This window comes from Flavobacterium salmonis (assembly GCF_903819435.1).
Lineage (GTDB): Bacteria > Bacteroidota > Bacteroidia > Flavobacteriales > Flavobacteriaceae > Flavobacterium > Flavobacterium chungangense.
Genome location: NZ_CAIJDP010000083.1, coordinates 115,322 through 132,311 on the forward strand (window position 1 = coordinate 115,322; position 16,990 = coordinate 132,311).

The window sequence follows — 16,990 nt, forward strand, 5'->3', positions numbered from 1 at the left end:
TATGGGTATTACTAAACAAGCTAAAAATATTACAATACATGCTAAAACCAGCTATACTGTTAGAGCTAAAGAATTGGTCGAAATTGCTGATAAAGTAAATTATGAAGCTCATAAGGACAATCTGGTTTTAAATAGTAATGCAAGCATTGATTTAAAAGGAGAGGAAAATGGTGTTATATACAGTGATTATTCTCCCCCGGAATTAAAAGTAGAAGAAAGTGAGTTTATATTAGAAAGTAAATTTGCCCTTGAACAATTATTTGCTTTTGCAAAAAAGGATAGTAAAGCTATGTTCTGTTTCTGGATGGCAGATATATTCGGAGCAGATATTCCTTTAAAAGCTTATGAAAAACTTTATGAGGATGCCTCAGAAAAGAAAGAAAGTTTAAATCCAAAGATAACAGTTGCATTAAGCTTACCTGGTTATGGCGCAGCTTATTATTCCGGAGAAAATGAAAAAATAAAAAATCACATTATCATTTCTGAAGGATTTATTTTAAATGCGATCAAAGACAATAAATACCAAAAACTGTTAATGATTGCTTTGGTGGAAGAATTTGGGCATCATCTTGATTACTTATTGCGTAATAAATATTCAACTAAAAAAGGAGATGCAAAAAATGACGAAGGAGCCCTCTTTAGTGGAAGAATGAACAGAAAATATAAAAAATATTATATAGATCCGTTTAAAATTAAAGAACAGCATTATGCGACAGCGACTATTAAGGGAGAAGAGAAAAAATTAACTTGGGATTTTGCTGATTTAAATGAAAAATTAAATGAGTTTGTAGATAATAGAATTGAAAAAGACGATAATTATTTCGCTGATTATGAGTTTTTTGGTGCCGGTCTTGGAGATGATTTACATGGTTTGGGGCATCAGTCAATAGAAAATGACGGTCTTGGAAGAATTGCCAGATATAAAAATAATACTAAAGGAGAAAATATAGAAAGATCTCAAATATATTTTGGCAACTGGTTACGGGATTTTTCTCAGTTTGTCGATCCCATGGTTGTGAGGCCGATGGCAAACTCTTTAGATAAGTTAAGTCAAGAATATGAAGACAAACACGTTAATAAAGACGAGAATAAAAAGTTACTTGATGAACTAAGTGATTTAATGGATAAAAATTATGTCACTAAAGCTGATGAGAGAACCTTTAATCTTCCTGTTGGATTTAGACTTAAAAATTTTGAAGCTGAAATTGTATGGAAACCTACTAAGTTATCTCCGGTTAAATTGAGCCGTGAAGCCATAACATCTTTAGTAGAATTAATTGGCTTAAAAGAATTTGGAGATTTAAAAGAACAAAAAACTAAGGAAGATAAGGATAAAAGGCCTCAAAATTATATTAAATATATTCAGGACTTCCGCTCTAAATATGCAAAAGTTACAACAGATTTATTAGGGGTTTACAGGCCACAGGAACATATTGACAATCCCGCAGCTTTACATCGCAAATTAATCTGTGAGGAAAATAGAAAGAAAGTACCCCCAAAAGCCTGCCCTCCTAAAGATTTGAACAATCAACTGGATCCTGATTTTGTAAAAGATCCAATAGATGAACAATGGAATAATAATAAAGCGACTGGTACTAAAAACTATATAAGAGGGAATGGTAAAGAACCATTTGAAAGTGCTTATGATTGTTTTATAAATTATATTAATAATTCAGATCCTAATACTACTAAGGGGAGAATGAACTTTGGGGCAGCCTTGCATATCCTTGAAGATTACTTTGCTCACAGTAATTTTTGTGAAATTGCGATTATGAAAGTGTATGATCCTGAGGTTTTTCCGTGGGATAATATGCCTGTTACCTGTAAAAAAGGAGAATTAAAAAATCATAAAGCCGATATTTCTAATAATGCACATGCGATAAATTCAGTTATAGACAGAAATAAAATAAAATTTAAAACGATAAATAATAGTGATTTATGGACTAATTCTGTAAAAAGTTTTATGTCGGATAAAGATCCAAAAAAGGTACATCCGGCACAATATTATGCGAATTTAGGACATGTCAACTATTTAGAAAACAAAGGATTATATTACGCTCATGCAGAATGCCCTATTGTTCAGACAGGCAGTTTTGGGTTATTGGATACGATTGCAAGTATAGCCCCCAAAATCATTAATAAACAATTTTCGATTCATGTTGAAAAGCAAGATGAACTTAAAGAGGGGGAGAGAACTTTTAATGATGCTCTAATTTATGAATTCTTAAAAGATATATCAAATGCTCAGGCATCGGATACCAAAGAAAAGCAAGCGTCATATAAAGGAACTGATGATAATATTTATTCTGAAGCATTTTTAACCTATTTGAGTATTAGGGATTTTATGGTGACGGAAAGATGGTTTGGTACATCTTACAAAAACGTAATGAATGGTTTTGGAATATTAGAATACGTTACGGGTTATATTAATGTGGTAAAAAATGTCTTTTATCATTTTTTATTTTTAAGTGCTGCAAATTTAATAGATGATTATCAAACTTATTTAGATAACGAATTGAATTTATTAGAATCGGGGAACTGGAAGGTAAACCCATATGGTCCGACTCATACTCAATTAGCGAAAGACAACGGAATTCAGCCACTCCATCATCTGGCAGTAGAATTAGCAGAAGAAGCCGTTTTTAAAGTAGGAGAATTGTTTCTTCAAAAAGGAGGAATTACTAAAATTAAAGATTTCGCTGATAAAATTTTATTTCAGCATCCTATGCATACCGACTGGATGGATGAGAAAGTTATTAACTGGTGTAAAAACAACCCCAATAAAGTTAAGTTGGCACACGAATCAAGTATTGTATTATATGGTATAAGGCATGGTTATCAAGAAATTGCTAATCTATACAATCAAATTTCTGTAATTAGTGATTTTAATACGACAGATAAGCAAAAAGAGGAATTTAAAGCGGCAATCAATAAAATTCCAGCAAAATGGAATGCAGGCTGGGAACGTTTAAATAAATTATGGGAAGAAAAGGGATTGGAGAAAATTAAAACAAAAACCGGAAAACAAAGTTATGAAGAGGTTATGAAAGAAGCAGGTCACGATCACAAATAATAGACTAACTTGGCAGAGACTAAAATCTAAATAATTATAGATAATGAAAATTTTAAAAACCATCGCATTAATCACATTTGTACAATTAGTGAGTTGTCAATCTAAACAAGAAAAAAAAATGGAAACAGGTTTTGTTATACAGGATAGTAAACTATACTATAATAGTAAAGAAATAGCTTTAGGTATGCCAATAGAAAAGTTTACTGATGCGATGGGAATGTATGATCGTATAGATATTGATTCGTCAGGAGGTTTTACTAACAGAACGTGGCATTGGATAAAATTAAGAGGAGAAGCTTATGAGAATGAAGAAAATAAAATTATTTATGTTAATCCATATATAGATGATGAAAAAGAAAAGGAATATAATTCGATAGAAGAACTAGTAGAAATTTTAGGTAAATATGACAGTGTAGAAGAACAAAAATCGCCCTTACTTATCGATAAACTTTTTATTTGGGATAAATTAGGAATCAGTTTATCAGCGTATCCAGAAACTAACATTGTTGGGAACATTCACATACAAACACTACATGTAACGAAATATTGGGAATTGGATTTAGGTTTGGTTAAGAATTTTGAAGAACAGAATGGTTTTCCCTTAACAAAAGAAGTTAAGGAGAAAAGAAAACAAGATAAAGAACATTTCGAAGAAGCACCAAAGGAAGAATACAAAGGAAATTTTACTTATAACGGTAATACAATCAATTTAAAACAAATAGGTTACAGAGGATGGGATAAAGGTGTAAAAGGTTTAGGTCTTGGAGGTTCAGATTTTGACCCTCCGGGAGATTCGTCGACTTCATCAAGATGGATTAAGGACGATTATGATATGTATGTCACTCTGGAACGATTTTCAAATGAAGAAGAATTTGAAGGATTGAGTCCGGATAAAGTTGGTAAATTTGATTGTATTAAAAGTATTGTAATATGGTGGCACAAAACGAATGATTAATAATTTAAATGTATAAAAGCAATTTATTTAATATAGCCCTTAAAAAAACAGAATTGTAGTTGTCTTGTTCTTTTTAATTATATTTTCTTCATGTACAGAAAAGAATGAAAAGATAAATATTTTTTGCAATAAATAGAAAATAGATAATAAAACAAAGCACTATAAAGCATTAGAACTGTGAAATCGTAGTTATTTTATACAAACTACAAACAGCAAGTTTGTTTTAAATGATACACTATCTTGTCTTGTGGCTTTTTTTGATGAAAATGCTCAAAAAATGAAATCTAAATATTGGGAGTTTTAAAAAAAATGCAGGATGCGGAGTATGAAAAATGCTATTTTGAAGGATATGATTATGCAATGATACATAAATTTTGGACTTCAAGCGGTGGCGGAAATCATTTTATTCAATCCATTCCTTAATATGGCTGAAGCTGGCTATTATTATATTAAATATGATATAAATAATAATAAAGGAAAATTTAAAGTGGTTTCTTACAGTATTGTTACTTTTCATGATTTAACAAAAATAAAAGATGATAGATTTCTAACATATACTCCAGTAGGAGTATATGAAGTAGTACAGTATGATAATTAGAGGAATTAAAAAGATATCGATTATATAGATATTTATTTTAATAAAGAATGCATTTAATAAATTAGAGTGCTTATTGTAAGGTTAAATGATTAAAATATAGAATTCCCGGCGAAGAATGCAAAGAAAATCGTTTACAGTATTATGAATTGACTTATATAGCAACCGGAGCATTAGAATATTTAAAAATTGGATATGAGAGATTGAATGATTCTAAGAATAGAAAAGAGATTGACGAAGACAGAAAAGAAAGGGAAAAAAGTATAAAATGATAAACAAAATCAAAGTTGTAATTTTGTTATTAACGATACTAAATATCCAGTGCCAAAAATAGTAAAAATTAGTTTTTATCTCTGGTAAAAACTGGACATAAACCTAAAATTACTTTTTTATTTTAAATAATGATTCGTTATATTAAACCATAAATGAAATTTATAACAGCAATTATTAAACACCTAATATGGCTTTTTTTAAGTGTATTTTCAGGAATGGCATGGATGAGAATAGAATTAGGAAAACCTATTAATGCGACAGGTTTTTTCGCCATATTTAATGGGTTAGATGTATTGATAATGATTTGCATAGGTGGAGTTATTGGTTTGATTTCCGTTATTCCATTTGTATTGATCGACTTATGTTATATTAGAAGAAAAATAGAAACTAAACTAAATCAAAATATTATAAGAATTTCATCAATTATCATTTTAAGTGCAATGATTACATTCATTCATTATGTTTTGGAATTCACATTAGATTGGATATAAGTTTAATATTAATCGAAAATATAAGCCTGCTAATAATTGGTATTTATTAAATTTGATGATACAACTCTTAATTACATAATGAACTAAGAAGTTTATATTTTATATTAAAAAAGTATGGTAAAATTAGGTATGGATATACGATTAGACTGTTGATAAGCAGTGATAATATTCAAAGAATAATTAACATTTAAAGTATAGATTACAGGTAGAGTTTAGAACATTATAAAAATATCAGATTTCAACGAACAATAATGAGACAAGAACGAATAAAAGACAGAGTTTTAAAAAGAGCGGCCAGATCGTGGGGCTTTTCAGATGTAGAGATGGAAACTTCATTTGATCCTGTTGTGTCCATGATGCTAAATGCATTATCGTATGAATTAGAAAAAGTGGCACACGAACTTGAAGACTCTAAAACACGGGTAGTCGAAAGAGTTCTGGAAATTATGTTTCCTGAAGTTGCTGCCGGTGCTAAACCGGCCAGAGCAATCATGTATGCTTTACCAATAGATAATAATATGAAAATTTCTCTGCAGAACCAAATGACGGTGAGCAGAAGGCTGCACAATATTTATAATCCTTTGGCACCTATTACTAAAGAAATTGTTCTTTCGCCAACCCTGGAAGTAAAATTATCTTCTTGTGAGGTTAGATATGTAGCTTACGAAAGAAATCTGTATGAGGTTTCTAATCTGTTTTATAAAGATGCGGTTAGAGATTACAAAAATTCACTGCCCTCCGGAGAAGTATTTTTGGGTATCGAATTAAAAGATGCCAATGTATTTGAGTTAGAGGATTTGATGCTTTATATCGATATTAAAAATATCCACCAAAAAGAAATGTTTCATTATTATCTAAAGCAAATGAAGTGCTATCATGATGATATAGAAATTAAAGTAAAAGAGGGGTATAATGTTCCGGTAAACAGTCTTGATATCGAAAACATAATAAACCGCAACTATACGCACCTGAGTGAATTGATGCAGGAAGTGAATGAGTTTTATTTTGATAATTTTTATACGCTAAAAGGAGTATTAAAACATAAAAAAATGAACGAATATAATCCTGAATATAAGTTTTTTGAGAATATAACAAAGCATAACGGAAATCCTGTTATTTGGATAAAAATGGTTTTTCCGGAATCTTTAATTCCTCAAATATTAGATAATGTCTCTTTTACGGCAAATTGTTTTCCGGTAATTAATAAAAAACGTCATGTTATAAACAAAACTCTTGGAGGGTTTTTGTCATACGTAGCATTAGACACAGGTAATGACATTTATCTGGATGTAGATGCTGTTGTGGATACATATGCAAATCATTATGAAATTAAGGATTTTAGCGATGGTGTAATCGAAGAAGGAAATGCGGTATTACGTGCAGGAGGAGTTTCAAGATTTGATTCAAGATCAGCTTCAGAACTGCTTCAGAATGTATTGGATTTATTAAAAGATGAAAGTTCTTCTTTTGCAGGTTTGGGTAAAGATTTTATGAATAGTTCTTTGATAGAAATTAATCAATTGTTGGCCTCTGTTGAACAGCAAGCCAAAGAAAGTAATTTTTCTAAAAACAATGATCCTTATTTAATGATCAAACCTAAAGTGAATGAATCTTCAGGGAAAACATTTACAATCAGTTATTGGTCAACTTGTGCAGAGGACGGTAATGATATTAAAGCCGGGACAGTGTTGGAAGCCAAAGATGATTTGTTTTTTATGAGCAAGGAAACAATATTACTTACCAATACAGTAGGAGGAACAAACAAACAAAACAATAAAGACAGAATTTTAGAATACCGAAATGCTTTATTGACAAGAGGAAGAATAGTAACGTTTGCAGATATAAAAGCATTTAGTTTTAATCATTTTAAAAGTTATATTAATGACGTTAAAATTGAAAAAGGAACCCGAAAAGAGATTTCAAGTAAAGCCGGTTTTAGTCGTACTGTAGATATTCATATAAAAACGAATCAGATAGAAAAAGAATCCTTATCTGTAACAGAATGGGATTATTTGTGTGAAAGCTATATGAAAAACTTAATAAATAAATCTTCAAACGTATTTCCATATAGATTATTTATAGAAAACTAATTTGTAAGTATTAAAAAAAATAAACTGTTGAAAATCCATTTTGCAATTTGTAAAATGGATTTTGTTCTTATAAAAAAAAGCATGATTTAAAAAATCATGCTTTCCGGTTAATTATTGGTTGGTTTTAAATAGGTTATATTTCATCAAAAGTATTACCTTTTTTAATGTCACCGGTAGTAAATCCTTTTTTAAACCAGTACATTCTTTGTTCAGATGTACCATGGGTAAAAGAATCCGGTACTACATGCCCCTGCATTTTGCTCTGAATGGCATCATCGCCAACAGCGTTAGCAGCACTTAAGGCCTCTTCGATATCGCCGGTATCTAGGTTTTCTTTATTATAATGTGTCCAAACCCCCGCGTAAAAATCTGCTTGTAGTTCTAATGCAACAGAAAGTTTATTGGCTTCCGCTTCACTCTTGCCTTCCTGGTCACGACGCATTTGCTCAGAGGTTCCCAGAAGGGTCTGGATATGGTGACCAATTTCATGGGCTATTACATAAGCGATCGCAAAATCTCCACCTTTAGCCCCAAATTTAGTTTTTAACTCTTCAAAAAAAGCAAGATCCATATATACTTTCTGGTCGCCAGGACAATAAAAAGGTCCGGAAGCAGAGGAAGCTCCTCCACAAGCTGTTTGTACAGAGCCTCTAAATAAAACCAGTTTAGGTGCTTTATAGGTCATGCCGTTTTCAGTAAATATTTTCCCCCAGATATCCTCATTATCAGCAAGTATAACGCGAACAAAATTTCCCATTTCTTCATCTTCAGCACTAAGTGGTGCGGCTGTTTCTGTCTGGGGTTGGCCTCCCTGTAGCTGCTCGAGCACTGGAGTAATAAGTTTGGCATTTTCTCCTCCAAAAACATTAACTAATAAAATAATAATACCAATAATACCGCCCCCAACAACTGCTTTGCCGCCCGATATTGAACGTCGGTCTTCAACATTGTCACTTTGTCTTCTGCCTAGCCATTTCATAAAATAATGTATTTAAGTTAATTGGGATTTGGTTAACACGAATTTATATTTTTTTTAAATAAATGGCTAATAAAACTGTGAATTATTTTAACCATTTTGTTAAGGTCTCCTCAACAGCACCTTTCATGATTGGTTTTGGAATATAATCGTTCATTCCTGATGCGATACATTTATTCCGTTCTTCTTTTTCTGTACCGGCAGTCACAGCAATAATAGGGATTTGTTTCCCTTTTGCAGAGTTTCGTATTGCTAATGTAGTTTCATAACCATTCATGATAGGCATTTGTATGTCCATAAAAATCATGTCGGGATTCATCTTTTCAAATTCTTTTACAGCTTCGTAACCATTTTCACATTCATGGATTGAGGCATTGGAATATAAGTTTTTGATAATCGTTTTTAAGAGCAGCATATTTACCTTATTGTCTTCCACAATTAAAAAAGTAAAGTTGTTTTTTAAAGTGTTGTTTGGTAAAAAGACAGATTGGGCATTCAAAATTCCATAATCAGCGGTGTACTTTTCGATGGTGTTTTTATTACTGGTTTTAAGGGTCAAATCAAAATAAAAATTACTTCCCACATCTATTTTACTTTTAAGCTGAAGACGGCTTTCCATAAGTGCCAGCAACTGGTTGGAAATGGTTAGCCCTAAACCGGTTCCTCCAAATTTTCGGGTTGTAGAGCTGTCTTCTTGCGAAAATGCTTTAAAAATTTTCTTCTGGTTTTCCTTTAAAATTCCAATTCCGGTATCCACTACAGAAAACCTAATGATGCAGATGTCATTCTCTTTTTTTTCTAAAACAGAAACATTAAGTGTAATAGAACCTTGATGTGTGAATTTTACGGCATTAGATAATAAATTAATTAAAATTTGTTTGAGCCTTACAATATCTGTCCAGATGTATTGGGGTACTTCAGGAGTTATCTTTAATTCAAGCTTCAGGTTTTTTAAGTTGGATTCGTATAGGATCAGGTCAAATACCTGCCCTAATATTTTATTAATGTCATATTGGTCAATAAATAAATCTAATTTTCCTGCTTCAATTTTAGAAAAATCAAGAATATCATTTATAATTTCTAATAAAGAATGTGCCGACTGATTAATTGTGGTCATATACTTCTCCTGAATTTCTTCAAGTTCAGTTTTCATAAGCAGGTGCGTAAAACCAATAATGCCATTAAGGGGTGTTCTGATTTCATGTGACATATTAGCAAGAAAATCCGATTTTGATTTATTAGCAGCCTCGGCAAGTTGTTTTGCTTTTATGGCATCTTCTGTTTGCTTTTTATTGGTAATGTCAAAATAAATTCCACCAACAAATTCAATTTCGTCTCCTTTTTTAATAACATCTCCAAATTCTTCAATCCATATATATTCTCCTGTTTTTCGCTTAATTCGATAAGTGTTGTGCAGTGCTTTTCCATTTTTTAAATTTTGAAATTGATTGTCAATAACTTCATCTTTATCATCAGGATGTATGAGGGATAAAAACGAAAGTTTATTTTCAAGGAATTCAGCTTTTGAATAGCCTGTAAGATTGGAAATTTGGTCATTCACAAATATTTTCGTGGAAAATGCATCAAACTTTGACAGATAAACTGTACCGGGAATATTATTAGCTATTAATTTAAACTTTTCTTCGCTTTCGATAATTTTAGTCTGATTACGATTTCTTTCTAAAGCAGATGAAATATTATTGGCAAGGGTTTGGAAAATGTAAATTTCTTCTTCAGACCATCTGTGCTCATTATGGCAGTCATCAAACCCAATGAATCCGCTAAAAACATCATGAACATACAAAGGTAGGATTAATATCGATTTTATATTATTTGTGAGAAGTAAGTTTTTAAAAAAAGTGTTTTCAAGTTGTTTGGTCAGTGTGTTTAGGATTTTCTTGTTTTGTGCTTTTTCAATTATCTCTTGTAGATCAGTTTCTGTAAATTTTTGAAGAATGATGTTTTCATCCGGATCTTCCTGTCTGGACCATTTGTATTTTTGGCTGATAGTATTGGTTTCGAAATCTTTTTCGTAATAGTACATATGGTCTGCATTGGCAACTTTTCCTATAATGTTATAGGTTTCCTGAAACATTTCTTCTGTAGTCTTACTTAATAAAAATTTCTCTGTACAAAGGGCCAATGCAGATAGTAATTGACTTTTGAACTCAAGTTTCCGTTCTGCTTTTAAACGCATTTGCGATGAGATTGCAAGCGATATAACATCTGAAATGGTACGGGCATAATTAATATCCTCATTATCCCATTCTCTTTTTTCTTCAGTGCTCTCAAAACACACTACCCCGGCCAATTTTCCACTAAAAAAAATAGGGACATCCAACATGGAGAGTATTTTGTTTTTGATGAAATAGCCTTTTTGAAACTCAGAGGTTTCCAATTTATTAAAAACATCGCTTGCATTTATGATTGCCTTATTTTTTAAGGTTTCGAAGTAAATGGGATAAGAGGCTTTATCAAGAATGTTTTTATAATAAAAATCGTTTTTATCTTTACTGTAAAGATTTTTACAGACAATGGTATCATTTAAATATTTCCAAAAACTGATTCTGTTTGCTTTTGAAACAGCGGCCTCCTCTATGATAAAATCAATTACGCTGTTTAAGTTGTCATAATGACTAAAGTCGGTGGTAGATAATTTTTTGGTGGAATTGTTGTAAGACTCAATTTTTTCAAGTCTGACTCTTTTTTCATTTTCATTATTCTTCAATTCGGTAATATCCCTTGCTATACCTGCAAAGCCAATAGTTTGTCCTAAATCGTTTTTGCGTATAATTACCTTTTGTGAAATCCATATAGCATCTCCTTTTTTCTTTAGAATAGGAAATTCAATAGTATCATGGTTAAATTCCTTTTCTTCAAGGTTTTTATAAAAATCGGCAACCTTTTTTCGGTAGTCAGGGTGAATGAAGTTAGCATAATGTTTTGAAATGACTTCTTTTTCGGTATATTCTAAAACAGAAAAAGCAAATTCATTTATAAAGGTAAAATTGCCTTCGGTGTCAATTTCAAAAATAATATCTGCCGCTGTTTGAATCAGGTTTTTATACTGGTCCTTTATTTTAACCTGCTCTGTAATATCTTGTCCGATTCCAATAACTAAATCTTCAGAAAAACGTTTGTCTTTCCATTGAATGTATTTGTATTCGCCGTTTTTGCATTTTAATTTTCGGGTGTACAAAATATTATCCTGATAGTCATCAAAAAAAAGATCACCAATAAAATCAGGATCTTCAGTAAGGTTCCAAAACCCCATTCCCATAACTTCTTCGGTTGAATATCCTAATATTTCAGTGATAGATTCACTACAGAAAATCAGTTCACCTTTTTTGTTACAGGCAAGGGTAAGTGAGCTTCCTTTGTGAACTATTTCATTTGTAAATCTGAAATTATCACGAGTATTTAAAAAGATAGCATATTTAACCTGATTAATAACAAAAATCACCAGACAGTAGGTGATGAGTAAAACAGAGGATTTTATAGGAATGAAATCAAAAGCCAGGTTAATGATATGAAAAATGAATGCTCCGGTAATGAAGTACCAATAAATTTTTATTGGTCTCAAAACGCTGTAAGAGAAATAAAAGGTGATCAAAAAGGCAATAATTGGTACAATATCATTAGGATGAATGATAATGTTTCGGGCAATATAGGCTGTGAATAATAAAAATACGGAAATAAAAACGATTGAAATTTTACTTCTTAAATATTCGATCTTAATCGATAAAAAATAAAATAATAATATCGAAAACCCAATTGATAAATTGACATACAAAAGACTCTGCGGTCTTATTTTAAAAATTTCATTAATGATTTCGATTACAATAATAGTAATACTAAAAAACAAAAGATATAGCTGATATTCTTTATGTGAAACTTCTTTTTCTTTGTTTTTTTCGATGAAAGAACCAATTTTGGTTTTGATTTTAAAAAATTGATAAACCAGTAATCCTATAAAAGCAATCAGGCATAACTCTAACATGATTAATTTAGGACTATTGTAGAAAATAAGATTGGATTTAAAAACAATATAGTTTATCCAAAATGATTTCAGGGCACTGCCAATAAAGGTAATCCCCGTAACCGAAAAATGTAAAAAACTATAGCTGGATACCATAGAATTTGAGTATTGGTTTTAAATGATCTTGTTTTATTCCGGATCTGACTGGCCAATTGAATCGATTGAATCGGGTCTTTCTATTTCGATAATAGCACTGTATATCGCATATTTTACAGAATAAGTAACGGGAATTGTAAATACAACACCAATACAGCATCCAATAAAACCAATTGCAGAACCTATTCCGGCTACAATAAATAATAAAGCTATAATAAGTGGTTGCTTGCTAACAATCACAATACTTGATTTTATTGCATCTGTTATATTTAAATTTCCAAAAATAATAAGCGGAACTGTCAGGGATGTAAATAATGAAATTAGTATGGCAAAAATACTATCAATAAATGTAATCCCAATAAAATTGAAAGCCACAGAAATTAGTCCGCTGGTTAAACCAATCAATAAGGTAGAAATAAAAAGACGTCCAAAATAATGAGCTTTGTAATAAGTAAAAACAGTAGAGAAATTAAGCGATTCCTCCTTGTCGGCATTATCTGCCATTTTTAAAAAACCTGCCGTAAAAGGACTCATAATAGCAGTTACAAAAGTGATTGCAAATGTATAAATAAGTAAAGTTGTTCCTTCTGGCTGTTTGTGCTGCAAACTCTCAAAAAATTGTTTGTTGAAATGTTCAGCTCCATATAAAGAAATTAATATTCCTCCACCAAGAAAAAAGCAAAGTATAGAAAAGAATAATAAAATAAGCCCTGCATAAACGGCAATTTTTTTATAATTTTCAAAAGCATGATTAAAAACATCTGAAAAATCTAAAGAGTAGCCATTGTTTTTTATGTATTCGATTTGATTGAGTGTGGATTTCATATTTAGCAGAATTGTTTTATACTTTAAGATTTAAGTTAACTATTCAAACGTAAATATAGTATTTTTAATCAATTTCATTTGAAAATCTGCGAAATAGTAAGGACCATTTTGTTTTTTACATCCAGTCTAATAAACGCTTAATGGCTTTTAATTTATCCTTATATGGAGCATAGCGCATAGGAAGATCCAGCCAGTTAGCTTTTTTTACAATTGCTTTATGATGGGAGAAAATATCAAAGCTCAGTTTTCCATGATAAGCGCCCATCCCGCTATGCCCCACACCTCCAAAAGGCAATCTTTTGTTCGAGAAATGAACAACAGTATCGTTGATGGAACCACCTCCAAAGGAATAACGCAAAATCATTTTTTTAATAAAAGAATGATTTTCGCTGAAAACATAAAATGCAAGAGGCTTTTCATATTTACTGATTACAGCATCAATGTCGTTTTCAGATTCATAAACTAAAATAGGCAAAAGAGGACCAAAAATCTCTTCTTTCATTACCAGACTTCCTAATTCAGGTTCATCAATAAGAGTAGGGGAAATGTAAAAATCGCTGGCATCTGATTCTCCGCCAAAAATCAATTTTTCCTCAGCAATCATACCTGTTAAGCGTACCCAGTTTTTACTATTTATGATTCTGGCATAATCAGGAGAGTTTTTTATCTTTTTGCCATAAGCCATAATGATTTCTTCAATCAGGAAAGTTATAAATTTTATCTTCATGTTTTTTTGAACCAGAATGTAATCGGGTGCAATACAGGTTTGTCCGGCATTGATGAATTTTCCCCAGACAATACGTTTTGCGGCAAGTTTTAAATTGGCTGTTTGATCAATAATACAAGGATTTTTACCTCCTAATTCTAAAGTTACAGGAGTGAGGTGTTCAGCAGCAGCTTTGGCTACAATTTTGCCAACTGAAACACTTCCGGTAAAGAAAATATAATCCCATCTTTTTGCCAGTAACTCCTCAGAGGCCTCAATGCCCCCCTGAACAACCTCTACATGGTTGATATGAAACGATTTTTCGATGATTCTGGCAATGAGTGCAGAAGTATTCGGGGTAAGTTCTGATGGTTTTAAAACAACTTTATTTCCTGCAGCTACAGCAGCAATTAAGGGACATAAAGCCAGTTGGAACGGATAATTCCAGGGAGCAATGACCAAAACATTTCCGTATGGTTCCTTGTAAATAAAATCGGTTGAAGGAAAATTAAGCAGAGAAGGGAAAACTCGTACTGGTTTGGCCCATTTATCAATGTTTTTGATCGTGCTTTTTAATTCTGAAATAACATAATTAGTTTCTGTTAAAACAGCTTCAAATTCAGGTTTTTTAAAATCATCAAACAAGGCATTTACAATTAAATCCTCACTTTTTTGAATATTAAAAAGTAATTTTTTAAGTGTTTCTTTTCTGTACTTTATATCGTTTTTATAGTCCATTTTAGTGAAAACTTAAATTTTGGCTATGCAAGTTAACAGATATAAAATGAAAATCTGACAATTAAATCATAAAAATCATACAGCATTCCAAATCGTTTCATCTGGGGTTGGAGCCGTTATGGTGATATTTTCTTTCGAAACCGGATGGATGAAAACTAATTTTCGTGCATGCAGGTGAATACCTCCGTCAGGATTACTTCTGTCAGCACCATATTTTAAATCCCCTTTTATGGGAGAACCAATAGCAGATAACTGAGCACGTATTTGGTGATGACGGCCCGTATGAAGATTAATCTCTAAAGCGGTATAATTTTGAAGCTCTTTGATGATGTTATAATCCAGACTGGCGAGTTTGCTGTCCGAAACTTCTTTTAAATGTGCTTTTGAAGTATTGTTCTTTTCGTTTCTTTTTAAGTAATGAACTAGTTTGGCAGCAGCTTCCTGAGGTTTTTGCTTTACAACCGCCCAATACGTTTTTTTAGTTTCGCGATTGCTGAACAATTCATTCATTCTTGACAAGGCTTTACTGGTTCTCGCAAATACTACAATCCCTGTTGTTGGGCGATCCAGACGATGAATAACGCCCAGAAAAACATCACCGGGTTTGTTATATTTGTCCTTGATGTATTCTTTTACAATATCAGATAAGGGTTTGTCACCTGTTTTATCGCCCTGTACAATATCTCCCACACGTTTATTGACCACGATGATATGGTTGTCTTCGTGGAGGATTTGGAGATTATTTTTGTTGGAAACAATTTTCATTTAGACTTAATTAGATTTTAGACTGGCTTAGACTTTTTAGATTTAATTTATGGGGATTATAGCAAAGTTGCTCTGAATCTTGAAGTCATTTTAGTTATTTCTTCCAGTAGATTTATTAATTCTATTGTGTTTTCTTCATTAATAAATCCTAAATCAGATGAAATTAAAAGTTGAGTTTCTACTTCGTAAGCAGAACCAATTGCAATTTTTAAGAATCGTGCAAAATCTTTATTAGAATTTCTTGAAGACCCTTCAGCAATGTTTGAAGGAATAGAAACAGCAGCTCTTCGTAATTGATTTGTAATTCCAAACTTTTCTTCATTATGGAAAGAAGCAGTTACATTGTAAATTTTAGAACAAAACAATCTATTTTTTTCCAAATTAAAAGTTCTTTAAATTGATGCATATTCTTTTTTAGATTATTAGAATTTTAGATGGGTTAAGACTTCTTAGATTAATTTTAAAATTTAGTATTCAATCTAAGAAGTCTAATGTCTAAGAAGTCTAAAATCTAATCTAGTATTGTTCTCTCTCATTAGGAAAATCTGTCGATTTCACATCAGCGGCATACTGGCCTATTGCTTTGGTCATTTCTTCATACAAATTCAGATAGCGACGAAGGAAACGTGGACTAAATTCATTGTTCATTCCTAACATATCATGAATAACCAAAACCTGTCCGTCTACACCGCCACCAGCTCCAATTCCGATAACCGGGATTGAAATACTTTTGGCCACTTTTTCGGCTAAATCAGCAGGTATTTTTTCAAGAACCACGGCAAAACAGCCCACTTTTTCAAGCATTTTGGCATCTTCAATCAATTTTTCAGCTTCTTCATCTTCTTTGGCACGAACACTGTAAGTTCCAAATTTGTAAATAGACTGAGGTGTTAAACCTAAATGGCCCATTACAGGAATTCCTGCATTTAATATTTTTCGGATTGACTCTTTAATTTCTTTTCCACCTTCAAGTTTCACGGCATGTCCGCCACTTTCTTTCATGATTCTGATAGACGAACGCAAGGCCTCTTTCGGATCAGATTGATAACTTCCAAAAGGCAAATCTACTACAACCAATGCTCTGTCAACAGCACGAACTACGGATGATGCATGATAGATCATTTGGTCCAGCGTAATTGGTAAAGTCGTTTCATGACCTGCCATAACATTCGAAGCAGAATCTCCCACTAAAATTACGTCGACACCTGCGGTATCAACAATTTTTGCCATCGTGTAATCGTAGGCCGTTAGCATAGAGATTTTTTCTCCATGGTTTTTCATTTCGATTAACGACTTTGTAGTGATTCTTTTATAATCTTTTTTTGCTACTGACATTTTTATTTTTTTTTGAATGTAAAAGTATTGAAT

General features: G+C 31.8%; 13 protein-coding genes. 6 read left to right on the top strand and 7 right to left on the bottom strand.

The annotated features are described in order from the left end of the window. The first annotated feature begins 1 nt into the window (after position 1). The 6 genes from FLACHUCJ7_RS19670 (at position 2) to FLACHUCJ7_RS19690 (ending at position 7,477) form a co-directional block, all read left to right on the top strand. Positions 2-3,073, top strand: a complete 3,072-nt coding sequence (locus FLACHUCJ7_RS19670) for an HET-C-related protein (protein ID WP_180910143.1) — start codon at positions 2-4, stop codon at positions 3,071-3,073. 43 nt (positions 3,074-3,116) lie between these two features. Next, positions 3,117-4,028, top strand: a complete 912-nt coding sequence (locus FLACHUCJ7_RS19675) for a DUF7738 domain-containing protein (RefSeq protein WP_180910144.1) — start codon at positions 3,117-3,119, stop codon at positions 4,026-4,028. Positions 4,029-4,319: 291 nt separating this feature from the next. Then, entirely contained in the window at positions 4,320-4,451 is a 132-nt protein-coding gene (locus FLACHUCJ7_RS25565) for a hypothetical protein (protein ID WP_262891035.1), read from the top strand. A gap of 1 nt (position 4,452) precedes the next feature. Further along, on the top strand, positions 4,453-4,626 hold the full coding sequence (locus tag FLACHUCJ7_RS19680) for a hypothetical protein (protein WP_180910145.1): 174 nt from the start codon (positions 4,453-4,455) through the stop codon (positions 4,624-4,626). Between the two features lie 422 nt (positions 4,627-5,048). Next, positions 5,049-5,387 (top strand): hypothetical protein, encoded by a 339-nt coding sequence (locus FLACHUCJ7_RS19685; RefSeq protein ID WP_180910146.1) that lies wholly within the window; start codon positions 5,049-5,051, stop codon positions 5,385-5,387. Positions 5,388-5,638: 251 nt separating this feature from the next. Continuing rightward, the gene (locus tag FLACHUCJ7_RS19690) at positions 5,639-7,477 is read left to right on the top strand and encodes a type VI secretion system baseplate subunit TssF (protein ID WP_180910147.1); all 1,839 of its coding nucleotides are present in this window, start codon (positions 5,639-5,641) and stop codon (positions 7,475-7,477) included. Between the two features lie 133 nt (positions 7,478-7,610). Here FLACHUCJ7_RS19690 and ypfJ read toward each other — a convergent pair whose 3' ends face one another. The 7 genes from ypfJ to panB all read right to left on the bottom strand — a co-directional run bounded on the left by ypfJ (position 7,611) and on the right by panB (position 16,957). After that, complete coding sequence (gene ypfJ, locus FLACHUCJ7_RS19695) at positions 7,611-8,456, bottom strand: KPN_02809 family neutral zinc metallopeptidase (RefSeq protein ID WP_078226529.1); 846 nt, start codon at positions 8,454-8,456, stop codon at positions 7,611-7,613. Positions 8,457-8,538: 82 nt separating this feature from the next. Further along, positions 8,539-12,588: a PAS domain S-box protein gene (locus FLACHUCJ7_RS19700; RefSeq protein ID WP_180910148.1), complete on the bottom strand. Its 4,050-nt coding sequence runs from the start codon at positions 12,586-12,588 to the stop codon at positions 8,539-8,541. 33 nt (positions 12,589-12,621) lie between these two features. After that, complete coding sequence (locus tag FLACHUCJ7_RS19705; protein WP_180910149.1) at positions 12,622-13,413, bottom strand: DUF2189 domain-containing protein; 792 nt, start codon at positions 13,411-13,413, stop codon at positions 12,622-12,624. A gap of 115 nt (positions 13,414-13,528) precedes the next feature. Further along, entirely contained in the window at positions 13,529-14,857 is a 1,329-nt protein-coding gene (locus FLACHUCJ7_RS19710; RefSeq protein ID WP_180910150.1) for an aldehyde dehydrogenase, read from the bottom strand. A 75-nt stretch (positions 14,858-14,932) separates the two neighbouring features. Then, a complete protein-coding gene (locus tag FLACHUCJ7_RS19715) occupies positions 14,933-15,622 on the bottom strand; it encodes an RluA family pseudouridine synthase (protein ID WP_180910151.1) in 690 nt (229 codons plus the stop codon). A gap of 56 nt (positions 15,623-15,678) precedes the next feature. Beyond that, positions 15,679-16,002, bottom strand: coding sequence for a four helix bundle protein (locus FLACHUCJ7_RS19720; RefSeq protein ID WP_317170934.1), 324 nt, complete (start codon positions 16,000-16,002; stop codon positions 15,679-15,681). Between the two features lie 136 nt (positions 16,003-16,138). Beyond that, a complete protein-coding gene (gene panB, locus FLACHUCJ7_RS19725) occupies positions 16,139-16,957 on the bottom strand; it encodes a 3-methyl-2-oxobutanoate hydroxymethyltransferase (protein ID WP_078227918.1) in 819 nt (272 codons plus the stop codon). Between the last annotated feature and the right edge of the window lie 33 nt (positions 16,958-16,990).